We start from the raw sequence: 22,524 nt of genomic DNA on the forward strand, positions 1-22,524 counted from the left end.
GCCCGGCCCCGTGGGTCCGGGGCCGGGCCGGGCCGGTGTGGTGCGGAGTTCGGGTCGGGGGTTGTTCAGAGGGGGTGTGGGTTCGGGGGTTCAGGGGTGAGGTTGTACGGGGGTTTGGGGGTTCGGGGGTTCAGAGTCCGTTGACGCGGGCCATGCGGCCGACGACGAGGGGGGTGAAGTCCGCTTGGATGACCCGGGCCGTCCTGCGGGTCACGCGGGAGTGCTGACGCCGCACCTGTGCCATCAGGCGGCGGCTGCGCAGGGCCATCTCCAGTTCGAACCGGGTCCGCGGGTCACGCAGTCCGGTTCCGAAGAGCTTCTCCAGCTGGCGCATGCGGTACCGCACGGTCTGCGGGTGCACGCTGAGGGCCTTGGCCGCTTCGGGCGCACCTCCGCCCTCGAGCCAGGCGAGCAGGGTCACCTCCAGCCGCTCGCTCTGCCGCGGGGTCAAGTCCGCGAGGGGTCGCAGCCAGCGGGCGGCCAGGGCGTGGGCCAGGGGTTCGTCCTGGAGCAGGAGCAGCGTCGAGAGGTGGTCGTCGACGAAGACGGCCCTGGGTTCCATGCCGGGTCGGCTGGGGGTCAGACCGGCCAGGCGCAGCGCCCAGCGCAGGGAAGAGGCCGTGTCCCGGATCGGGACGGTGTGTCCCACTGCAGCGAACCGGCCGCGCAGCAGATGCTCCAGCGGTCCGCGGTCATCCTGCTCAGGGCTCGGGACCAGCAGGCACGGCCGGCCCGCGAACATCCCGACGAGGGCGTCCTCCAGGACGCCCGCCAGTTGCTGCGCCTCGCCGGGCGTGGCCGGAACGATGGCCCGCACGGCCAGCGGGAGGGGCCATCCGGCCGCCTCGGCGAGCTCGGTGAGGGAGCTGTCGGACGCGACGCGGTCGTCGGTGAGGGTCCTGAAGAGCTCCTGGCGGGCCCGTTCGCCCGGACGGGCTTCTTCACCGTTCTCCTCCTCGGTTCCCATCCGGGTGTTGTCCCGGACGCGTTTGAGGACCGGCTGACGGATCCCTTCGCGGGACCCGGGACGGACCTCCTCGCGGATGTCGCCGCGCCGGCCCTCGTGCGTGATCTCGCACTCGTCCGTGTATGTCGCCTCCCTGCTGACGGCCCTGCCGCGGCCGGCGCGTGCGGCCTCGGTTTCGGCCTGGGTTTCGGCCTCGGTTTCGGCCTCGGATTCGTCCTGGTTCTCTGCCTGGTCCTGGCAGTCGTCCGGTGCTTGTTCCCGGGATCGTTCCTGGTAGCCGAGCGTGGTGAGGAGTGCCTCTTCCACCAGTTGCCGGAACAACTCTGCGTCAATGGCATCGTTGTCATCGACAAGTGCGGAAAATTCCGGAATTCCATGCAGAAGCTCCTCCACTATCTCGGCAGCCAGCGCGGGGAGTTCCCTGCGCAGGACGCGCGTCCACTCGCCTCGGGGGCGGGACCAGATGCGGTTCAGAAGTTCGCACATCGTTTTCCTCGTTCGTGCCGGGGTGAGGCTTGCCCGGGGAAGAGCGGCAAGCCCGCCGAGGTTGCCCCCCGCGTCAACATCGTTGCATGACACGGGAGTTGCGGCCCTCGTACTCCCTCCTGGAGAGGTCCGGCCGCCTATCGTCCCGGGACTTTGCCTTCTTTTTGCTGTCCGGGACGCGTAGGTGGCGGGCGGCGCGGTGGCCTGTTGCAACCTCCGCTGGAGGGGAATCTTCCGGTGTTGTTCGATGCGCCGGAGACGGGCTGCGAGAAATTATCACGTTTCGATAAATCCTGTGGAGCTGATGTGACGCTCCACGATGCTGCTGCACTCCGGCCCCAAGTTCCCTCGGCCGGCGCGGAGTTTCACAGCGCGGCCGGGCAGAGACGACAACGACCCCCGGGTTCCGAGCGCCAGGTGGAGTGCTCGGTACCCAGGCGCACAGGAGACCTGGATGCCCTTGCCCCAGCCGCACATGCCTCGCCCGCACAGGGCCCGCCGTAAAAGCCGACACGCGGCATCGGCTCCGGCAGCGGGACGGAGGGCCGCCCGGCGGCCCTCCCTTTTGCCGACCCCCGGACGGATGAGTCCGGGCGCGCTCTGCGCCGTCGGCGCGGCCATCGTCTCCATCACCGTGGCCGCCCGCGCGGGCGCCTTCACCCAGTTCTGGGACTTCCTCGACTTCGGGGCAGGCGTGCTCTCGCTCGTCTCGCTCACCTCCACCGTGCTGTGGGGGCTGATCTCCACCGACCGACTGCTGCTGAAATCGGGGCACCGGCTGCTGGCCCAGGGCGTGCACCGCGGCCTGGCCGTGTCCGGGCTCGGCTTCCTGGCCCTGCACATCTGGGTCAAGATCGCGGGGCAGCGGACGACCGCCTCGGCGGCGGCGGTGCCCTTCACCGACATCGGACAGCCCGTGCTGATCGGTCTCGGCAGCCTGGCCGGATACCTCTTCGTCGCGGTCGCCGTCTCCGGCGCGGTGCGCAGCGCGTTCGCCACCAAGGGCCGCTCCCTATGGTGGCGCGCCCTGCACTTCGCCGCCTATCCGGCCTGGGGTGCCTCGCTGGTGCACGGGCTGAAGGCGGGCCGCGCCGCCGACCTCTATGTAACGGTGTCGTACGCGCTGTGCCTGCTCGGCGTCGCCGGCATGTTGGCCTTCCGGATCAGGTCCAGGACGAGTGAGTCACCGACCAGGCCCCCCGGAACGGCGAGTACGCAGCAACTGCCCGTCGTGGCCGCGGTCCCCCGGCAGCGACGGGAGTCGCGCGCCCGGGCGTCGGGCGCGCGGGAGAAGTTCACCGGGCCGGCCGCGCCGCCCACGGACGACCAACCCGCTCTGACGGCCGTGTACGCGGCCGACCCGGCCGGCTCCTCCATGGACGCCGGCTTGGGCATGGGCACCGCTGGCATGGACGGGGACCAGTTCGCCACCCGCGAGTGGCGGCTGTGAGCGGCTTCACGCGCCCCAGCCTCGGCTGCGTGGGCGCCCCCAGACTGCTGGCCGGGCTCGATCAGGCCCCCCGGCTCGACCGCGTCGCCCATCTGACCACGCACGGCCAGCTACCGCGCTACCGGCCGGACGAGCTCGTCGACCTCGCCGAGAACATCGACTTGCGGGGACGCGGCGGGGCCGGGTTCCCCTTCGCCCGGAAACTGCGTGCTGTCATGCGCGCGGCCGAGGGCCGCGACACGGGAACCGCGGTGGTCGTCAACGCCAGTGAGGGCGAACCGAGTTGCCTCAAGGACAAGGCTCTGCTGCTGCACGTCCCGCACCTGGTGCTGGACGGGGCCCTGCTGGCCGCCGCCGCGGTCGGCGCCGAGGACGTCGTCATCGGCGTCACCCGGCCGGACGTGGAGCAGTCGCTCCGCGCGGCCGTGGCGGAACGCGGTCCCGCCGGCCGTCAGGTGCGGGTACAGGCGCTGCCCGAACGCTTCGTGACGGGTGAGAGCACCTCCATGGTCAACGGCCTGAACGGGGGGCCGACGCTGCCTTCGGGGCAGAAGATCCGGACCAGCGAGCGGGGCCTGGGCGGCATGCCCACCCTGTTCTCGAACACCGAGACCTACGCCCAGCTCGCCGTGGCGGCACGGATCGGCGCGCTGGACTTCCGGGCGGTCGGCCTGCCCTCCGAGCCCGGCACCGTGATGCTGACCATCGCCGGCCGCACGGTCGTCGAGGCGCCGCTGGGGACCCCGCTGGCGTACGTCCTGGAGCTGTGCGGGCTGGATCCCGGCCAGGGTGTCCTGGTGGGCGGGTACCACGGCAAGTGGCTGGACCCGGGGTCCGCCCGTATCGCCGACCTGTCCCGCGGTTCCCTCGCGGCCTTCGACGCGGTGCTGGGGGCGGGGGCGGTACTGCCCCTGCCGGAGGACACCTGCCCGGCGGGCGAGGTGGCACGGGTGACCCGCTGGATGGCGAACGAGACGGCCGGGCAGTGCGGCCCCTGCTTCCGGGGGCTGCCCGCGCTGGCCGACGTGATGGAGGACGCGGTGAGGGGCGGGGGCAGAACCGCGCTGGAAACGATCGAGGCCCGGATGAAGGTGGTGCGGCGCCGTGGTGCGTGCAGCCATCCCGACGGCACCGCGGCGTTCGTCGCCTCGGCGCTCGCGGCGTTCCCGGACGAGTTCCGCGACCACGCCCTCGGCAGCGGCTGCGGCCGGCGAGTGGTGGGGGCGCTGCCCCTTCCCGAGGACGAGACCCCGGAGGAACGGCTGGTGGTGGACTGGACCCTGTGCAGGGGACACGGACTGTGCGTGGACATCCTCCCCGACGTCGTACGGCTCGACGCGGACGGCTACCCGTCCCAGGCGTCCATGCCGGTACCGGCGCAGTTGCGGCAGAAGGCCCAGCGCGCGGTGCGGCGCTGCCCCGCGCTGGCGCTGCGCATCCAGGACTGAACCAACTGCACCGGGTTCAATGTTGGCGCGATCTGACAAATTCCCAGGGAGATTGACATTCTCCGACAGCGGCCCCGTAGAAATTACCCAGGGCACGAGAACGCGAATCCTGACCTGAAGGAGAGATCGTGAAGAAGATGCGTCGTGGAGTATTCGCCGGGTCGGCCGTCGCGGTATTGATGCTGACCGCCGCTTGTGGCAGCGGCGAGAATTCCGCGGGAAAGCAGGATTCGGTCCAGCCGGTCGGCGACAGCAAACAGGCGGGCTCCGGTTATGACGGATACGGTGGCGGCTCGGGCGCCGTACCGGCCGCCGACACGGTCAAGAACGGCCCGGCCGGAGAGCTCAAGGTGGAGGCCAACGCGCAACTGGGGTCGACCGTCACCGACAGTGCGGGCTTCACGCTCTACCGGTTCGACAAGGACACTCCCAAGCCCCCGAAGTCCAACTGTGAGGGGGACTGCGCTGCGGTCTGGCCGGCGGTCTCCGCGGATGACGCCTCGGCGGGCGAGGGCATGGACAAGAGCCTGCTCGGATCGGTCGAACGGGCCGACGGGACCAAGCAGCTGACCCTGGCGGGCTGGCCGGTGTACCGCTACGCCAAGGACACGAAGCCGGGCGACACGCTCGGCGAAGGCGTCGGCGGGACCTGGCACGTGCTGGCGCCCGACGGCAAGCCGGCCAAGGCGGGCGGCGGGTCCGGCGCCGACCCGAGCGCGGGCGGCGGAGCGGGCGCGCCCGCGGGTGAGGCCGGCGGCCAGAACGAGGCGCAGGCCGATCCGGTCGGGGTCAACCGGAACACGAAGCTCGGTGCCATCCTCACGGACGCGGAGGGCCGCACCCTGTACCGGTTCGACAAGGACAGCGCCTGGCCGATGAAGACCAACTGCCTCGGCGCCTGCCTGAACACGTGGAAGCCCGCCAAGGCCGTCGACAAGGAATTGGTGAAGGGAATTCCCGCGGAATTGGTGGGAACGTTCAAGCGGCCTGACGGCACCGAACAGCTGACGATCGACTGCTGGCCGGTGTACACCTTCACCGGGGACAAGGAAGCCGGCGACATCAACGGACAGGGCAAGCAGGGCGTCTGGTTCGCGGTCTCCGACAAGGGCAAGAAGGTGACGGCCACCGGATGAGGCCGTGAAGCCCGCCCCCAAAGGACTTTCCGCGCCGCACAGCACCGAACAGCACGACACCCCCTGAACGCGTGGTGCCCGGGCCCCTCCCCTCCCGGGCGCCACGACCCCTTTTCCCGATCAGTCCGTGAGGTCCGCATGCCGACCACCGACCGCCCCGCTCCCCGGATCCGCCCGTCCGCCGCCGTCGCCGCGGTGTGCGTCACCGTTCTGCTGTCCGGAGGGTGCGCGGGGCACGCGGGCGTGCCCGCCTCCGCGGAGGCGGGCACGCCCGGCACCTCGATCGAGGAGATCGCGAGGGCCATCGGGTGCACCGCCGAAGTCAGCGTGGAGGCGGAAGAGTTGCGGCAGGGGGGCTGTGAGACCGGGCAGGGCGCCTACCGCATGGCCACCTTCGCCGCCCGGGACGGTGCGCGCGCGTGGCTGGACGAGGCCCGGGCGTACGGCGGGATCTACCTGGTGGGCGACCGGTGGGTCGTCACCACCCAGTCCGCGGACGCCCTGAACGCGCTCCGCGAACGGCTCGGCGGCTCCGTCGAGACGGGCACCGCGCACCACACGCCGGCCTCCGGGAGCACGGGGCCCTCCGCGCCCGACGCGGCCCCGGAGGGGAGCGCGGCCCCCTCCGCAGGCATGCCCTCCGGGGCCGCACACACTGGCCCCTCCGAACACACTGGCCCCTCCGAGCACTCGGGCCACTCGACTCCCGCCGCGGGCGGTTGAGTCGGGTCCGCGCGGAGGCGGCGTGTCGGCCAGTGTCCTGATGTGGGCTCATTCGCGAGGAGCACAAGGACCTCCCCTCCGGGGATGATTCGGCCGGGGTACCGGGTGCAACAAGGTGGACTCGTACGCGACTTCACCGAAAGGAACGGCTCCGTGCGCCTGAAACGCCTCGCACCGCTGCTCGCCGCCGCCGGTCTCATCGCCACCGGTGTGCCCCTGCTGACCGCACCGCAGGCCGCCGCGGCTCCCGCGGCCGACCATCTGCGGCAGAAGCCCGCATGGCAGCGGTGCAGCCCCGACCGGCCTGCCTCGTACGAGTGCGCCACGCTGAAGGTCCCGCTCGACTACCGGCGTCCCGACGGCCGCACGATCGACATCGCGATATCCAGGATGAAGAGCGAGAACCCCGCCAAGCGGCACGGCGTCCTGCTGCTGAACCCCGGTGGCCCCGGTGGTGAGGGGCTCGACCTGCCGCTGCTGATGAGCTCGGCGATGCCCCAGGAGGTGCGGGACACCTACGACCTGATCGGTTTCGACCCACGCGGGGTCGGCGCCAGCAGCCCCATCACCTGCGGGCTGAACGACGCCGAGCAGCCCTTCGACCGCGCCTACCGTCCGGAGACCTTCCCCTCCGACGTGGCATGGGCCCGCACCGTCGCCGACAAGTGCCGCGAGAAGGCCGGCGCCGTGCTGCCGCACATCACCACCCGCAACACGGCCCGCGACATGGACACCATCCGCGCGGTGCTCGGCGAGGGCCGGATCTCGTACCTGGGCTACTCGTACGGGACTTACCTCGGCGCGGTGTACTCGCAGATGTACCCGGAGCGCACCGACCGCTTCGTGCTCGACAGCGGGGTGGACCCGCAGCGCATCTGGCGCGGGATGATCCAGGTGTGGGCCACCGAGGCCGAACCCGCGTTCGCGCGGTGGACGCAGTGGGCGGCGGAACGGTCCGAGCAGTTCGGGCTGGGCGACGACCCGAAGGCGGTCTCCGCCACCTTCTGGGGGCTGGTGGAGCGCGCCGACCGGGAGCCCATCGACTTCGAGGGCTCGAAGGTCACCGGCGACATGATCCGGTCCGCGCGCGGGGTGTTCTTCTACCCGGCGCAGGCCACACCGCTGGTCGCGGCCCTGAAGGCCGCCTCCGAGGGCAGGGCGCCGGCGGCGGGCACGGACACCCGGGAACTGAAGCTGCGGCTCCTCGGCCGGACGGCCGAGGAGCCGGCCTCGGACAACAGCACGGCCGTCTTCTGGGCCGTGGTCTGCGGGGACACCGGCACCTGGCCCCGGTACACCGAGCAGTACGAGCGGGACGCGGCGAAGGACAAGGCGAGGTACCCGCTGTACGGGGACTTCGCGTCCAACATCAAGCCGTGTGCCTTCTGGGACCGGCCGGTGGAGTCGGCCACCCCGATGCGCAAGCGGGCGAACGTGCTGACGGTGCAGAACGAGTGGGACTCGCAGACCCCGCTCACCAGCGGCGAGGGCCTGCACAGGGCGCTCAAGGGCTCGCGGATGGTGCTGGCCAAGGGCGGTGAGGGCCACGGCGTGTACCTCTTCGACGCCGCGTCATGCGCCAACGCCCCGGTCCATGCCTACCTGGCCACGGGGAGGCTGCCCGCCCAGGACGTGACCTGCGAGAACCCGGCGGAAGCCGCCGCCGAGCGCCGCGGAACCGCTCCGGCGAAGCCGCTGCCTCTCCCCCGGCTGCCCGGGCGGTTCTGACCCGGCCCCGAGGTTCAGCTCGTAAGGGACGCCTCCGCGGCAGCCTTGATGCGGCGGCCGAAGTCGGGGGCGTCCTTGCGGGCCGCGCCCGCCGCGATGCCGACCAGGAGCTTGCCGAGGCCGTGGCCCTCCAGCGTGTTGAAGATCCGGACCCGGGTGCGCCCGCCGGGCAGGGACGCGAGGTCGTAGCCGCCCTCCGCGGTGATCAGGTTGCGGCTCTGCTCCGTCCAGCGGATCAGATACGGCGGGTCGAAACCGGTGATGCGGAACTCACGGGCCGTCTTCATCCCGGCATCCTTGACCGTGCTGCGGAAGACGGTGCCGAGCGCGGTGGGGCCGTCGGGGGTCTTGGTGATCTGCTGCACGCGCGGACTGAAGTCGGGGTCGTTGCGTCCGTCGGCGAGGTAGGTGAAGACCTGCTCGACCGGCCGGTCGATCTCTATGCTCGCCTCGAACTGTCCGGACATGTCCGCTCCTCGGTGCGACTACCCGTGCCATGCTCCCAGACCCGCGGGCGGCGCGCGCGCCGAGTGCCCCGATGCCCCGGCCCCGCGGTGTGCGCACCGCCGCGGTTCAGCCCAGGAGGGCGTGGACCGTGGAGGCGGTGGCGGCCGGCTCGTCGGCGCCCTCCGGGGTCAGGGTGATGTCGGCGAAGGCCATGCGCTTGCCGAGCTTGGTGACCCGCACGTGGATCAGCACGTCGGCGTCGATCACCGGGCGCTGAAAGCTCGTCGACTGCTGGACGGTGGTCATCGGGCCGTATCCGCCGCGTGCGGCGCAGATCGCGAGGACGGTGGCGGTGTCGGCTGCGGCCATCATGGCCTGCCCGCAGAGGGCGCCGCCGTCCCGCGCGAGGGCGGCGGACCAGGGCAGCCGCAGGACGGCGTGCCGCTCGCCGGTCTCCTGGACGGTCAGCCCGAGGGCCAGCACCCAGGGCGCGAAGTTGTCGGTGAGGATCTTGTCTGCGTCTGCGGGAGAGAACGTCACCGGGAGATTGTGGCGGCCCGGCCGGACCGCCACAATCCCCTTTCGGTCAGAGCTTCGCGGCCAGTTCGGTTCCCTGGCGGATGGCCCGCTTGGCGTCGAGCTCGGCCGCCACGTCGGCGCCCCCGATCAGGTGGGCCTCGACGCCGGCCGCGCGCAGGGCCTCGTACAGGTCGCGCCGCGGCTCCTGGCCGGTGCACAGGACGACCGTGTCGGCGGGTACGAGGCGCTGCTCGCCGCCGACGGTGATGTGCAGGCCCTCGTCGTCGATGCGGTCGTAGGAGGCACCTGCGACGGAGACGACCCCGCGGTGCTTGAGCTCGGCGCGGTGGATCCAGCCGGTGGTGGTGCCGAGGCCGGCGCCGACCTTGGTGGCCTTGCGCTGGAGCAGGTGGACCTGGCGCGGCGGGGCGGGGCGCTCGGGGGCCGTGAGCCCGCCGGGTCCGGTGTACGCGGTGTCGACGCCCCAGTGGCGGAAGTAGACGTCCGGGTCCTGGGAGGCTCCCTCGCCGCTGTCGGTGAGGTACTCGGCGACGTCGAAGCCGATGCCGCCGGCTCCGACGACGGCGACGCGCTCGCCGACGGGGGCGCCGTCGCGCAGCACGTCGAGGTAGCTGACGACGTTGGCGTGGTCCACGCCCTCGATGTCGGGGGTACGGGGGGTGACGCCGGTGGCGACGACGACCTCGTCGTAGCCCTGGAGGGTCTCGACGTCGGCGCGGGTCTCCAGCCGGACGTCGATGTCGTGGGCGTCGAGCCGGTTGGCGAAGTAGCGGATGGTCTCCTCGAACTCCTCCTTGCCCGGGATGCGGCGGGCGATGTCGAGCTGGCCGCCGATGTGGGCGGAGGACTCGAAAAGGGTGACGGCGTGGCCGCGTTCGGCGGCGGAGACGGCGCAGGCGAGGCCGGCCGGGCCGGCGCCGACGACGGCGACGCGCTTCTTCAGCTGCGTGGGCGACAGCACGAGCTCGGTCTCGTGGCAGGCTCGCGGGTTGACGAGGCAGGTGGTGATCTTGCCGCTGAAGGTGTGGTCCAGACAGGCCTGGTTGCAGCCGATGCAGGTGTTGATCGCCTCGGGGCGGCCGGCCTCGGCCTTGGCGACGAAGTCTGCGTCGGCCAGGAAGGGGCGGGCGAGGGAGACGAGGTCGGCGCGGCCGTCGGCGAGGATCTCCTCCGCCTTCTCGGGGGTGTTGATGCGATTGCTGGTCACGAGCGGGACGGAGACCGCGCCCATCAGCCGCTTCGTGACCCAGGTGTAGGCGCCGCGGGGCACGGAGGTAGCGATGGTGGGGATGCGCGCCTCGTGCCAGCCGATCCCGGTGTTGATGATGGTGGCGCCCGCCGCCTCGATCTCCTTGGCCAGGTGGACCACCTCGTCGAGGGTGGAGCCGCCCGGGATCAGGTCGAGCATGGAGAGGCGGTAGACCAGGATGAAGTCCTCGCCGACCGCCTCGCGGGTACGGCGGACGATCTCCAGCGGGAAGCGGACCCGGTTCTCGTAGGACCCGCCCCAGCGGTCGGTGCGCCGGTTGGTGGCGGCGGCGATGAACTCGTTGATCAGGTAGCCCTCGGATCCCATGATCTCGACGCCGTCGTAGCCGGCGAGCCGGGCGAGGCGCGCGGCGCGGACGAAGTCGTCCACCGTCTGCTCGACCTCGGCGTCGGAGAGCTCGTTCGGGACGAAGGGGCTGATGGGGGCCTGGACGGCGCTGGGCGCGACCAGGTCCTTGTGGTAGGCGTACCGGCCGAAGTGGAGAATCTGCATCGCGATTTTCCCGCCCTCGGCGTGCACGGCGTCGGTGATCACGCGGTGCTCGGCGGCCTCCTCCTCGGTGGTGAGGCGGGATCCGCCCTCGAAGGGGCGTCCGGCGTCGTTCGGTGCGATGCCGCCGGTGACGATGAGGCCGGCGCCGCCGCGGGCGCGCTCGGCGTAGAAGGCGGCGAGGCGCTCGAAGCCGCCCTCGTGCTCTTCGAGGCCGGTGTGCATCGACCCCATGATCACGCGGTTGGGCAGGGTGGTGAAGCCGAGGTCCAGGGGGCTCAGCAGGTGCGGGTACCGGCTCTGGGAACTCTGCGGATTCATCGGGGTGGCCTCCTCGCGCGGGGTGATGAACCTGTTCTAGCGAGGGCGCGCACGTTTTGCAACTAGGTGCATAAACAGGCGCGGGCCGTCGGGCCCGGCTTTCCCGGACCGTCGGGCCCGGGACGCACGCGTCTGTGGCGGACCTCACGCCGCCGGGCGCCCTGCTGCGCACCGCACCGGCAGCCGGTCAGGCGCGGCGGAGGCGGAGCGTCAGGATCTGGAAGGGGCGCAGGCTCAGGGTGACCGTGCCGTCCGGCGCCGGGGGCGAGACGGCCGTGCCCGCGAGGGGCCGTTCCAGCAGGTCGCTCTCGACCGCCTCCGCAATCGGGAAGCCCGCCGTCAGGGTGGCCGTGGCACGGCCGCCGCGGGATTCGTAGAGGCGGACGATCACGTCGCCGCCGCGGTCCTCGGCGAGTTTGACCGCCTCGACCACCACCGCGTCCTCGTCGACCGCCAGCAGCGGGGCGACCGGTCCGGCGCCGTGCACGGTGCGCTCGGGCAGGTTCAGCGCGTGGCCCTCGCGGACCGCGTCCCCGATCCCCGCGCCGGGCGCGAGGGAGAACCGCAGGGTGTGGGCACCCTGGTCGGTCTCCGGGTCCGGATAGCGCGGGGCGCGCAGGAGGGAGAGCCGTACGGTGGTGGTCTGGCCGCCATCGGCCCGTACGTCCCGGGTCACGTCGTGCCCGTAGGTGGAGTCGTTGAGCAGGGCGACCCCCCAGCCGGGCTCCTCCGCATGGATCCAGCGGTGGGCGCAGATCTCGAACTTGGCCGCCTCCCAGGAGGTGTTGGTGTGCGTGGCCCGGTACACGTGCCCGAACTGGGTCTCGGACGCGGTCCGGTCGGCCTTCACGTCCAGGGGGAAGGCCGCCTTCAGGAACGCCTCCGTCTCGTGCCAGTCGACGTCCGTGACGATGTCGACCGTCTTGGCGCCGGCCCGCAGGGTGATCCGCTGGACCACTCGGGACCGCCCGAAGGAGCGGGTCACCCGCACGGTCGCCGACCGCGGTCCGCTCTCGGCGACGTCCAGGCCGTCCAGCCCGACGAGGTCGGTGACATTGTTGCGGTAGAAGGCGTCGACGTCCCAGGCGTCCCACATGTTGGGGAAGTCGGGGTGGATCTGGAGCAGGTTCGCGGCAGCCCCCGGGGCGACGGTCTCGCGACGCGCCTCCAGGTCGTAGACGGAGACGATCAGGCCCCGGCCGTCCATCTCCACCAGCAGCCGGCCGTTGGCCAGGACGTGCCCGCCGCCGTGCCGCTCCTCCACGGTGACCGGTTCCGGCGGCTGCGGCGCCGGGTGGGCCGCCCCGCCCGCCGGAACACCGCGGCGGGCGTAGGGGGCGCAGTTGAAGACCAGTTCCTCGGCGCCCTCCCCCGCCAGCGCCCGCTGCGCGCCGAGGGTGATCCCCCGGAGCTCCTCGGCCACCCGAACGTACGTCTCGCGGGCCTCGCGGTGCACCCAGGCGATGGAGGAGCCCGGCAGGATGTCGTGGAACTGGTGGAGCAGCACCGTCTTCCAGATCCGCTCCAGGTCCTCGTACGGGTAGGCGTACCCGGCCACTCGTACGGCGGCGGTCGCCGCCCACAGCTCGGCCTCGCGCAGCAGGGATTCGCTGCGCCGGTTGCCCTGCTTGGTCTTGGCCTGGGAGGTGTAGGTGCCGCGGTGCAGCTCCAGGTAGAGCTCGCCGGCCCAGACGGGTGCGTCCGCGTACTCGGCGCGGGCCTTCTCGAAGAAGACGTCCGGCCGTTCGATCTCGATGCGCGGGGAGCCTTCCAGGTCGCGCTGGCGCCGGGCGCGGGCGAGGTGCTCGCGGGTGGGGCCGCCGCCGCCGTCGCCCCAGCCGAAGGGTGCCAGGGAGCGTGAACCCCGGCCCTTCTCACGGTAGTTGCGGGCGGCGTGGGCCATCTGGGCGCCGCCGAGATCGGAGTTGTAGGTGTCGACGGGCGGGAAGTGCGTGAAGACGCGGCTGCCGTCGATTCCCTCCCACCAGAAGGTGTGGTGGGGGAACCGGTTCACCTGCGACCAGCAGATCTTCTGGGTCAGGAACCACCGGGAGCCGGAGAGCTTGACGATCTGCGGCAGGGCGGCGGTGTAGCCGAAGGAGTCCGGCAACCAGACGTTGTGCGTGTCGATGCCGAACTCGTCGAGGAAGAACTTCTTGCCGTAGAGGAACTGGCGGGCCATCGCCTCGCCGCCGACCATGTTGGTGTCGGACTCCACCCACATGCCGCCGACCGGCACGAACTGCCCGTCCGCGACCTTCTTCTTGACCCGCTCGAACAGCTCGGGCCGGTGGGTCTTGATCCAGTCGAGCTGCTGCGCCTGCGACATCGCGAAGACGAAACCGGGGTGTTCGTCCATGAGGTTGACCATGTTGGACGTGGTGCGGGCGACCTTGCGGACCGTCTCGCGCAGCGGCCACAGCCACGCGGAGTCGATGTGCGCATGGCCGACCGCGCTGATGCGGTGCGCGGAGGCGTGGGCGGGGGCGGCGAGGACTCCGGCCAGGCGGGCGCGGGCGGCGGCCGCGGTGCCGGGCACGTCGGTCAGGTCGACCGCGTCCAGGGCGTCTCCGAGAGCGTGCAGGATCGTGTGGCGGCGGGTGTCGTCGACGGACAGCTGCATCATCAACTCGTAGAGCACGTCCAGGTCCTGGACCAGTTCCCAGACCTCGGTCTCGAAGAGGGTGAGGTCCATCCGGGTGAGGCGGTAGAGGGGCCGGTCGTCACTGGTGCGCGCGTCCCCCTCGTAGGAGGGTCGGTGCTCGACGAGGACGGGGTTGGAGGCGGCCTCGACGTACCATTCGATCCGCTCGCCGCCCTCGGCGCGGTCAGCCACGCGCACCCAGTCGTTGTACGGGTTAAGGGCCTTGATCTCGCCGCCGTCGGCCCGGTGGACCAGGCCCTCGCACTGGAAGCCGGGCATCATCCGGTCGAAGCCGAGGTCGAGGACGGCCTCCACGGTTCGGCCCGCCCAGCCGGCGGGGACGGTTCCGGTGACCTTGAACCAGGTGGTGCCCCAGGCCGGGCCCCACGCGTCGCCGGGCGCGCAGGGCTGGTAGGGCGCCGCCAGGCCCTCGGCGACGGGGACGGGCTCGCCCGGGGCGTCCCAGCGCTCGACGGTCAGCGGGAGCGAGCTGGAGTGGACGGCGGGCTTGATGCGCTCGTGGAGCACCCGGCGGAGGCGGTGTTCGGTGATGCCGCGGTCGTCATGCATGGCAGCTGCTCCCGGAGGTGGTGGTCGGTCGGTACGGGGGCCCGCAGTCGGTGCGTCGGGCCTGCTGGTTCGTCGGAGGGTCCGGTTCAGAGCTTGACGGCTCCCTCGCCCACGCCCTTGAAGAAGAAACGCTGGAGGGCGAAGAAGAGGAGCACCATGGGAAGCAGCGCGGCCATCGCGCCGGCGGCGATGAGCCGCTGGTCGTTGACGGTGGTGGCGCCGGCCAGGGTCTTCAGGCCGAGCTGGAGGGTGTAGTGGTCGCTGTCGGTGAGGACCAGCAGGGGCCACAGGAAGTCGTCCCAGGCGCCCATGAAGCTGGTGATGCAGACGACCGCCAGGGCTCCTCTGGCGGAGGGGACGAACACCCGGGTGAAGCGGGTCCACTCGCCCGCCCCGTCCAGCACGGCGGCCTCCTCGACCTCCCTGGGCACGGCGAGGAAGGCCGCCCGCATGATCATGATGTTGAGCACGGAGACCGCTCCGGGCAGCCAGACGCCCACGAGGGTGTCGATCAGGCCCATCTCGCGGATCGTGAGGAACATCGAGATCATCACGGACTCGAAGGGGAACATCAGGGTCGCGACGAGGACGGTGAAGACGACCTCGCGGCCCTTCCAGCCGGCGCGGGAGAGGGCGTACCCGCCCATCGCGGCGAAGAGCATGTTCGAGGTGACCGCGAGGACCGCGACGACGAGGGTGTTGCCGACGTACTGCAGCAGGGGGAAGGACTCCGCGACGCGGACGTAGTTGTCGAGGGTGGGCTGCGTGGGCAGCACGCCGTCGTACACGTTCTCGGTACGGCCGCGGATCGAGGTCAGGAACTGCCAGACGATCGGGCCCAGCATGACCACGAGCACGAGCAGCAGGGTGCCGTAGCGGGCGGCCGGGCCGAGCCGGCGGCGGGCGCGGCCGGAGGACGGGCGGGCGCGGCCGGAGGATGCCGGGCTCATCCCTCGTCCCCCTTCGTCAGACGGCGGCCCAGCAGACTGAAGACCAGGGTGAGGAGGAACAGCAGGATCGAGACGGCGCTGGCGTAGCCGGTCTCGCCGGAGAAGCCGAGGCCCACCTGGCGGATGAGGAAGGGCAGGGTGCGGGCCCCGCCGCCGGGCCCTCCGCTCTCGCCGCCGAGGATGTAGATCTCGGTGAAGACGCGCAGGGCGGAGATGGCGGAGAGGGTGCCGACCAGCAGCATCATCGGCTTCACCTGCGGGACCGTGATGCTGAAGAAGCGGCGGACGGGACCGGCGCCGTCGATCGCGGCGGCCTCGTGGAGGGAGGCGGGAACGTTCCCGAGGGCGGCCAGGTAGAAAACCATGTAGTAGCCGAGGCCCTTCCACACGGTCACCATCATTGCGGAGAACAGCAGCATCGTGCTGTCCGTCAGGAACGGGACCGGCTCGGAGACCAGGCGGAGCCGCTGGAAGACGGTGTTGACGAGGCCGTCGCTGCGCAGGACCCACTGCCACATCAGCCCGACGACCACGGCGGAGGCGATCACCGGGGTGTAGAAGGCGGAGCGGAAGAAGCCGATCCCGGGGATCCGGGCCTCGACGAGTACGGCGAGGGCCAGCGGCAGGACGACCAGGCAGGGCACGACCACCAGGAGGTAGAGGACGCTGTTGCCGGTCGCCACCCAGAAGTCGGGGTCGGCGAGGGCCCGCCGGTAGTTGTCGAGGCCGACGAAACCGCCACCGCGCAGGATCCGGGCATCGGTGAAGGAGAGGACGACGGTGTTGACGAACGGCCAGAGGCTGAACAGCAGCACCATCGCCAGACCGGGCGCGAGGAAGAGGTACGGGGTCCACCGGCTGCGGTGCGGCAGACCGCTGTCGGCCTCCGTGGACCGCAGCGGTGCTCGGCCGCGGCGCGGGTCCGCCTCGGGCGGGCGGGTACCGACGGACGTCACGTGCGGGCCGCGTCCGCGAGGAGCCGATTCGCCGCGTCCTCTGCCTTCTTCACCGCCGTCCGGGCGTCCTGCTCGCCCAGGATCGCCTTCTGCACCTCCCGTACGACGGTGTCCCCGACCTGGTTGGTCCACTGGACCGGGGTGTTGGCGTCGAGGGCGGCGGTCCTCAGCTGCTCGGCTCCGACCGCGCGGGCGAGGGTCTCGGCGTCATCGCCGTCACCCCGGTCGGAGAAGAACGGGTCCGCGAGGCCCTGGGCGTTGGAGGGGTAGATGGTGGCCCTCCTGGAGAACTCCACCTGGTTGGGTCCATTGGTCACCCATTTCGCGAACTCGGCCGCCGCGTCGGGGTGCTCGGTGTCCTTTCTGATGCCGAGCGACTGGGCGTAGATGCCGATGTGGCCGAGCCGGCCGGTGATGGCTCCGGAGACGTGCGTCTTGGCGTAGACCTGCGGGGCGTTCTGCTTGATGTCCTTGACGAATCCCGGAGAACCCGGGCCGAAGACGAGTTTGCCGCTGCCGTAGAGCTGGTTGATGTCGTCGGACGTCAGCAGCGACTCCCTGGGCATCGCGCCTTTGGCGTAGAGGTCCTTCATCCGCTCCACCCATTCGACGGCCTTGCCGGTGTCGAAGGTGAACCGGTCCTTCCGGGGGCTGAGCAGGGGGACGCCCATCTTCTGCCAGTCGCCGGGCAGCCGCCCCTTGGGATCGGCCATGAAGGCCGAGTAGCGGCCTGCGGACCGGGCGGCGATCTGTTCGGCGTAGTCGAAGAACTGCTCCACGCTGGTCGGCGGTGCGGCCGGGTCCAGGCCGGAACGCTCGAAGAGCTCCCGGTTGTAGGTGAGGATCTCCGGAGTGACGTACCAGGGGTAGGCGTAGACGCTGTCGCCCTTTCCCGGCAGTTTGAACTGCTCCCAGGCGCCCGGTACGTACTCCCGGGCCGAGTCCCCGTCGAGCTTGGCGACGTCGGCGAGCAGGCCCCGGTCGCCAAGAAGCTGGAAGGAGTCGGTGGACAGGTTGATCACGTCCGGAAGGGCGCCGGCCTGGGCGTCGGCGACGAGCTTCTCGTTGTAGCCGTCGCCCGGCACGTCCTCCCACGTGACCTGGACGCCGGGGTGCTCCTTCTCGAAGGCGTCGATGACGGCCTGTACGTAGCCGGTGAAGGCGGGCTTCAGCTGGAGGGTCCGGAAGGTGATCTCACCGGCGACCCGGCCCGTTCTCTGCGCCTCCTTGCCGTTCCCGGCGCCGCCGAGACCGCACGCGCCGGTCGAGAGGAGGGCGCCGGCCACCAGTGCGGCCACAGCCGCACGGGTCGGATTCGAACGGGTCATCGTCGCCGCCTTCGCAGAAGTCCGGCCGCGTCGCCGGAGGCGGTGCCCACCGTCGCGGGAAAGGAAGTCCTCGTCAACGAGGCCCGGTCGGCGCTGGCCGAGGACGACGGGTACCGTATCCCGCTGCGTGGCGGAGGGAGCGCAGGCCTACTGCATTTCCATACCCCCGAACTGCACTGATGCGCTTCAGCGCACGGCCCGCCGATGCCGGTGCCGGTTCGAGCGGGGGGCAGCGCGGACGCCGGTGTTGACTCTATGTCGCCCCTCTCCTCCCGGCGCGCACTCACCCGCCTCGCCCCGCACGCCCGGTCCGCACGGCGTTAGCCGAAGGCCGTCCTGGGGGCGCAGCGCATGCCGATGTAGCAGCAGGGGGTGCCGTCGACGAGGGCGGCGAAGACGACGGGCACCCAGCCCTCGCCGAAGGAGGGATCGGTGCCGGGTGCGGCGAAGACGGTCGCGCTGAGCGGGAAGAGGTCCATCTCCAGGGCCGGCGAGAAGTCCCGCATGCCGTCGGCGAACTCGTAGCGCAGGTGCGGGGTGCCGCCGGGGGCGAGGCCGACCGTGATGACGACGCCCTCGCGCCGGTAGGTGCCGAGCAGCGGGGTCATGTCGACGGCAGGCGGGTGCGCGGGCGGCATGAAGGGGGGCGGCATGCGGACCTCGGCGACGTCCGCGAGGAGTTCGCGCAGGAGGTCGGCGCACAGGCGGCGGCCCGCGGAGCCGTTGGTGAGCAGGACGACGACGACGTCTGCGCCGGGCACGACGCGCAGACAGGCGTACTGCCCGAGGGCGGCGCCGTCGTGACCGTACCCGGGGACTCCGTTCCAGTCGTAGAGCGACCAGCCCAGCCCCCAGCCGTCCGCGCCGACCGTCCACCGGTCGGGGACGTCGACCTCCCACCGCTGCATCGCCGCGACGGCGCGGGCGCCCAGGACCTGGGTGCCGTCCGTGGTGGCGCCGCCGTCGAGGTGCATCTTGGCCAGGCGCAGCACGTCGGCGGCGCTCGCCAGGACACGCCCGTGCGGTCCGGCCGAGCGGGGCATCATGTCCCAGGCCGGCGCCGGTTCGGGCTCCGGCCCGTCGCCGGGAAGGTGACCCATCGCCGTGCGGAAGGCCAGGGCCTCCTCGGGCAGGGTCATGGTGTGGGTCAGGCCCAGGGGGGCGACGATCCGTTCCTTCAGGGCCTGGTCCCAGGTGCGTCCGGTGACCACCTCGACGATGCGGCCGAGGATGCCGTAGCCGACGCTGCTGTAGGAGACGGCGCTGCCGGGCGGGCAGTCGAGTGCCACGTTCCGGGCGGCCCGCACGTACAAGGCCAGGCAGTCGTCGCCGCGCCCGCTGTCGTAGGTGAAATCGCGGGTGAGGCCGGCGGTGTGGCTGAGGAGCCGGCGTACGGTGATCTCCTTGCCCGCCCCGGGGGCGGCGGCCGGGCTGAACTCCGGGAGGATGTCCGCGACGGGCGTGTCCAGGTCCAGCCGGCCGGCGTCGACGAGCTGCATGACCAGCGTCGCGGTGTAGATCTTGGCGATCGAGCCGAGCTGGAACACCGAGTCGGTGGTGGCCTCCACCCCTGTCCCACGGTGCAGCAGGCCGCTCGCCAGCTCGTGGATGCGCCCGTCGGCGAACACGGCCAGGGTGGCGCCGGGAACACGGTGGGCGGTGCGCAACGCGTCGAGGCGGCTCTGCCAGTGGGCAGGTGAGAACGTCACGTCGGACCCTTCAACTCGGAGTCTGGTGGGGATCACGGCACGTGCGGGGCCGGGCGTCGATCCGCGTCCCCGTGATCGCCGCCACCGTAGGCAGGTCCCCCCGGCGCCCGTAAGGACCCGCGCGCGTCAGTGAGGGGACCCACGGCGCCACCCAGAAGCCGCGGTGGGGCGCCGGGGGCGCGTTTCAGGCCGGGCGGGGAGGCCGGAGCGCCGGGCTGCTGGTTCTGCACGGAGTTGCGCGGGCCCGACTGGTAGTGTCACCCGCCCTATGCAGCCCACTCCCGCCCACGGCACCGTATCCGTACATCTCGCGAGGTTCATCGTCGACGCCCTGCGCCGGTCGGGCGGGGACATGGGCAGGTTCGCCCGGTTCCACGACCTCGGCCCCGAGGTGCTGGGCAACGACCTGGCCCGGGTCTCGACCCCGTCGGCGCTGGCCGTGTGGGAGGAGCTGACGCTCACCGAGCCGGGGATCACGGTCGGCGCGCTGCTCACCGAAGAGGCACCGATCGGCACGTTCGGCCTGTGGGACTATCTGATCACCAGCGGGCCCAGCCTCCGGGAGTCCCTGAAGCAGGTGGTGGAGTACAGCGCCGTCATCGGCGACCCGGCCCACGAGAGGCTCCTCATCGAAGAGGACGGGTGCCGCTTCACCATCCGTCACGCGACGGGAAGCTGGGGGCCGGACGTGGTGGAGGCGATCGACTGGTTCGCCCTGGCCATGTTCCTGACCCGGGCGCGGGCCGCCACCGGGCGGCCCCTCGTCCCGCTGCGCGTGTCCGTGTCGCACGGCGCGCCCGCCGGCCACCGCCGCCTGGCGGAGCTCTTCGGCACCGCCCGCATCGACTTCGGGGCGCCGTACAACTCCATCACCTTCCACGACGACGACGTGCGGGCGCCGTTGCCCAAGGCGCAACCGGGTCTGGACCGCCTCCTGGTGCAGCAGGCCCAGCTGACCCTGGCGGCCGCCCAGCCGGTCGTGCTCTGGCAGGACAGCTTCAGGATGGTTCTCGCCGGGGCCTTCCGGGAGGACACCGTGAGCCTTGAGCACGTGGCGGGCCGGCTGGCGATGAGCCCACGCACGCTGCAACGGCGTCTGCGGGAGCTCGGCACGACCTGGCGCGAGGAGGTCGAATCCGTGCGCGAGGAGCGGACCATGGAGCTGCTGCGGACCACCGATCTACCGCTTCAGGTGATCGCGGCCCGGGTCGGGTACAGCGACATGCGGGCGCTGCGCCGGGCGGTGCGGCGCTGGGACGGTCGGGCACCCCGTGACATCCGCAACGCGGCCCCCCTCGCCGCGCCCGCCGCCCCGGGCGGCGCCTGACCCGCTACTTCAGCGGGTACTTGGTCTTCTCCGCGAGCTTCCCGTCCTTGAAGCAGAAGCGGAGCACCGTCTCCTGGCCCGCCTCGGCGTCAGCGGTGGAGAGGTACCAGGCGCAGGTGCTGCCTTCGGGCTCGACCGGCCCGCCGTCCTTGAGGGCGCTCTTGACGAAGCTCTCGCCCGACGGGAGCTTCGCACGGACGTCGCCCTCCGCGTCACCGGTCTTCACACCCTCGTAGACCACGGGGTCGACCAGGCTCTTGTCGGCCACGTCGGCGATCTTCGCCACGCCGAAGACCACCGCGACGACGGCGCCGATACCCAGCACCAGCGCCACGCCGCAGCCGATCAGACAACCCTTGCGCTGAGCCACGCCCGTTCCTCCAAGTCGCTTCGCGTCCGGCGGTGATCGCCTGGACGCTCACACCCTCGCAAGGGCGGGGGGCCGCGCGCTGTCCTCGAAAGTCGCCGTCCGCCGCGACGATCGTCGTTCGAGGTCGGCCGACCGCTCCGTGTATACAGGGAGAAGATCGACCTTCCGGGCGGAACGAGAGGAACCATCGTGAGTGAGCACACCACCGAGCCTCTGATCGTCGTCGGCGTGGACGGTTCCTCCCACTCCGGGGAGGCCGTGCGCTGGGCCGTGGAGCAGGCCCGGCTCACCGGCGGCCGGGTGCACGCCGTCATGGCCTGGGAGTGGAACCGCAACCCCTTCGCCGTCGGCATGGCACAGGCCCAGTTCGCGGAGCAGGAGGCGGTGACGGCCGAGGAGGCGGCCCGCCGGAAGCTGGCGGACACCGTCACCGCGGCCGTGGGCGCCTCTCCCGGGGTGCCGGTCTTCCGCCGCGTCGAGCAGGGCCCGCCGGCACAAGTCCTGGTGGACGCGTCGAAGGAGGCGGACCTGACGGTGGTCGGGACTCGCGGCTACGGGGGCTTCAAGGGCGCGCTGCTGGGATCGGTGAGCCAGCAGGTCGTACAGCACTCCGCAAGCACCGTGGTGGTCGTCCGCGCGAGCGGGGACGGGGGCGACGCCTGACCGTCCCGCGCCGCCCCGGCTCCCGAGCCCGGCGCGTCAGGCCGCCGGGTCCGTCAGGTCCGTCAGGTCCGTCAGGTCCCGCGGGTCGGTGTTGGCCCCGCACAGGACGACGGCCACCGTCTTGCCCAGCGGCTGCGGTGCTTCGCGCACCGCTGCCAGGGCGGTGGCCGCGCCCGCCTCGACGACGATCCGGTAGTCCTCCCATACGGCGCGCCGGGCCGCCGTGATCGCCTCGTCGGACACCAGGACCGACGTCACGTTCTCCTCCTGCGCGGCCGCCATCGCGTCGGCCGAGACCCGGGTGGCTCCCAGGGAGTCGGCCGCCACGGAGTCCACGGCCACGTCGACGGGCCGGCCCGCCTGCAGGGCCGCGTTCAACGCACGGCAGTTCTCCGGTTCGGCCGCGACGACCCGTACACCGTGTTCGCGCGCGGCGGTGGCCACGCCGGCGAACAGTCCGCCGCCACCCACCGCGACGACCACGGTGTCCAGCCCGGGCAGGGCGTCGCGGATCTCCTCCAAGAGCGTCCCGGCCCCGGCGGCGATGAGCGGGTGGTCGTACGCGTGGCTGCTCAGCGCCCCGCTGGCGGCGGCGAACTCCTGGCAGGCGGCGAGTGCCTCGGCGTACCGGTCACCGACGAGCCGGACGTCGGCCCCGTAGCCCCGAAGCCGTTCCACCTTCACGCGCGGGGCGTTGGCGGGCAGGAAGACCGTCGCGGGCACGGACAGCGCACGGGCCGCCCAGGCGCAGGCCAGTCCGGCGTTGCCGCCGGAGGCGATGGTGACGCCGGCGGCCGGGAGAGTGCCGGCGTCGTGGTGGGCGGCGAGGAAGTTGCGGGCGCCGCGCGCCTTGAAGCTGCCGGTGTGCTGGAGGTACTCCAGCGCGTACCAGAGGCCGTCGGCCGCGGGCGCCACGGTGACGGGCCGTACCTCGCCCTCGATCCGCGCGGCGGCGGCGCGCACGGCGGCGTGGTCGAGGTGCTGCGAACGTTCCATGGTCGG

Annotated in this window: 18 protein-coding genes; 7 read left to right on the forward strand and 11 right to left on the reverse strand. The window is 71.8% G+C overall.

Annotated features, from left to right (window positions below):
* Positions 1-130 precede the first annotated feature (130 nt).
* Positions 131-1,453: a PucR family transcriptional regulator gene (locus tag ACFW2G_RS25760; protein ID WP_384584353.1), complete on the reverse strand. Its 1,323-nt coding sequence runs from the start codon at positions 1,451-1,453 to the stop codon at positions 131-133.
* A gap of 583 nt (positions 1,454-2,036) precedes the next feature.
* On the opposite strand from ACFW2G_RS25760, the gene ACFW2G_RS25765 reads away from it, so the two are divergent.
* The 5 genes from ACFW2G_RS25765 to ACFW2G_RS25785 all read left to right on the forward strand — a co-directional run bounded on the left by ACFW2G_RS25765 (position 2,037) and on the right by ACFW2G_RS25785 (position 7,938).
* The gene (locus tag ACFW2G_RS25765; RefSeq protein ID WP_384445305.1) at positions 2,037-2,903 is read left to right on the forward strand and encodes a hypothetical protein; all 867 of its coding nucleotides are present in this window, start codon (positions 2,037-2,039) and stop codon (positions 2,901-2,903) included.
* A 29-nt stretch (positions 2,904-2,932) separates the two neighbouring features.
* Positions 2,933-4,351: an NADH-quinone oxidoreductase subunit NuoF family protein gene (locus ACFW2G_RS25770; protein ID WP_236647459.1), complete on the forward strand. Its 1,419-nt coding sequence runs from the start codon at positions 2,933-2,935 to the stop codon at positions 4,349-4,351.
* Positions 4,352-4,488: 137 nt separating this feature from the next.
* On the forward strand, positions 4,489-5,487 hold the full coding sequence (locus ACFW2G_RS25775) for an SCO0930 family lipoprotein (protein WP_384445374.1): 999 nt from the start codon (positions 4,489-4,491) through the stop codon (positions 5,485-5,487).
* 138 nt (positions 5,488-5,625) lie between these two features.
* The gene (locus ACFW2G_RS25780) at positions 5,626-6,210 is read left to right on the forward strand and encodes a hypothetical protein (RefSeq protein ID WP_384681066.1); all 585 of its coding nucleotides are present in this window, start codon (positions 5,626-5,628) and stop codon (positions 6,208-6,210) included.
* Between the two features lie 153 nt (positions 6,211-6,363).
* A complete protein-coding gene (locus ACFW2G_RS25785) occupies positions 6,364-7,938 on the forward strand; it encodes an alpha/beta fold hydrolase (protein WP_384445310.1) in 1,575 nt (524 codons plus the stop codon).
* Between the two features lie 14 nt (positions 7,939-7,952).
* Here ACFW2G_RS25785 and ACFW2G_RS25790 read toward each other — a convergent pair whose 3' ends face one another.
* The 8 genes from ACFW2G_RS25790 to ACFW2G_RS25825 all read right to left on the reverse strand — a co-directional run bounded on the left by ACFW2G_RS25790 (position 7,953) and on the right by ACFW2G_RS25825 (position 19,162).
* A complete protein-coding gene (locus ACFW2G_RS25790) occupies positions 7,953-8,405 on the reverse strand; it encodes an SRPBCC family protein (RefSeq protein WP_037916349.1) in 453 nt (150 codons plus the stop codon).
* 106 nt (positions 8,406-8,511) lie between these two features.
* Positions 8,512-8,925, reverse strand: coding sequence for a PaaI family thioesterase (locus ACFW2G_RS25795; protein WP_384445312.1), 414 nt, complete (start codon positions 8,923-8,925; stop codon positions 8,512-8,514).
* Between the two features lie 46 nt (positions 8,926-8,971).
* Positions 8,972-11,005: an FAD-dependent oxidoreductase gene (locus tag ACFW2G_RS25800; RefSeq protein WP_384445314.1), complete on the reverse strand. Its 2,034-nt coding sequence runs from the start codon at positions 11,003-11,005 to the stop codon at positions 8,972-8,974.
* Between the two features lie 187 nt (positions 11,006-11,192).
* Complete coding sequence (locus ACFW2G_RS25805) at positions 11,193-14,219, reverse strand: alpha-mannosidase (RefSeq protein WP_384584359.1); 3,027 nt, start codon at positions 14,217-14,219, stop codon at positions 11,193-11,195.
* Between the two features lie 86 nt (positions 14,220-14,305).
* Positions 14,306-15,169, reverse strand: coding sequence for a carbohydrate ABC transporter permease (locus tag ACFW2G_RS25810; protein WP_384445318.1), 864 nt, complete (start codon positions 15,167-15,169; stop codon positions 14,306-14,308).
* The gene (locus ACFW2G_RS25815) at positions 15,166-16,041 is read right to left on the reverse strand and encodes a carbohydrate ABC transporter permease (RefSeq protein ID WP_052030216.1); all 876 of its coding nucleotides are present in this window, start codon (positions 16,039-16,041) and stop codon (positions 15,166-15,168) included. Before ACFW2G_RS25815 ends, ACFW2G_RS25810 begins: the two co-directional genes overlap by 4 nt.
* 80 nt (positions 16,042-16,121) lie before the next feature.
* Positions 16,122-17,453, reverse strand: a complete 1,332-nt coding sequence (locus ACFW2G_RS25820; RefSeq protein WP_384584362.1) for an ABC transporter substrate-binding protein — start codon at positions 17,451-17,453, stop codon at positions 16,122-16,124.
* Between the two features lie 320 nt (positions 17,454-17,773).
* Entirely contained in the window at positions 17,774-19,162 is a 1,389-nt protein-coding gene (locus tag ACFW2G_RS25825) for a serine hydrolase domain-containing protein (protein WP_384445322.1), read from the reverse strand.
* Positions 19,163-19,430: 268 nt separating this feature from the next.
* On the opposite strand from ACFW2G_RS25825, the gene ACFW2G_RS25830 reads away from it, so the two are divergent.
* On the forward strand, positions 19,431-20,489 hold the full coding sequence (locus tag ACFW2G_RS25830) for an AraC family transcriptional regulator ligand-binding domain-containing protein (RefSeq protein WP_384584365.1): 1,059 nt from the start codon (positions 19,431-19,433) through the stop codon (positions 20,487-20,489).
* Positions 20,490-20,493: 4 nt separating this feature from the next.
* On the opposite strand, the gene ACFW2G_RS25835 is transcribed toward ACFW2G_RS25830, so the two are convergent.
* Positions 20,494-20,859, reverse strand: a complete 366-nt coding sequence (locus ACFW2G_RS25835) for a hypothetical protein (protein WP_037916336.1) — start codon at positions 20,857-20,859, stop codon at positions 20,494-20,496.
* A gap of 189 nt (positions 20,860-21,048) precedes the next feature.
* On the opposite strand from ACFW2G_RS25835, the gene ACFW2G_RS25840 reads away from it, so the two are divergent.
* Complete coding sequence (locus ACFW2G_RS25840) at positions 21,049-21,522, forward strand: universal stress protein (protein WP_384445326.1); 474 nt, start codon at positions 21,049-21,051, stop codon at positions 21,520-21,522.
* A gap of 36 nt (positions 21,523-21,558) precedes the next feature.
* Here ACFW2G_RS25840 and ACFW2G_RS25845 read toward each other — a convergent pair whose 3' ends face one another.
* Complete coding sequence (locus ACFW2G_RS25845) at positions 21,559-22,518, reverse strand: serine/threonine dehydratase (protein WP_384584367.1); 960 nt, start codon at positions 22,516-22,518, stop codon at positions 21,559-21,561.
* Positions 22,519-22,524 lie beyond the last annotated feature (6 nt).

It is taken from the genome of Streptomyces sp. NPDC058880, assembly GCF_042742535.1.
Classification (GTDB): Bacteria; Actinomycetota; Actinomycetes; order Streptomycetales; family Streptomycetaceae; genus Streptomyces.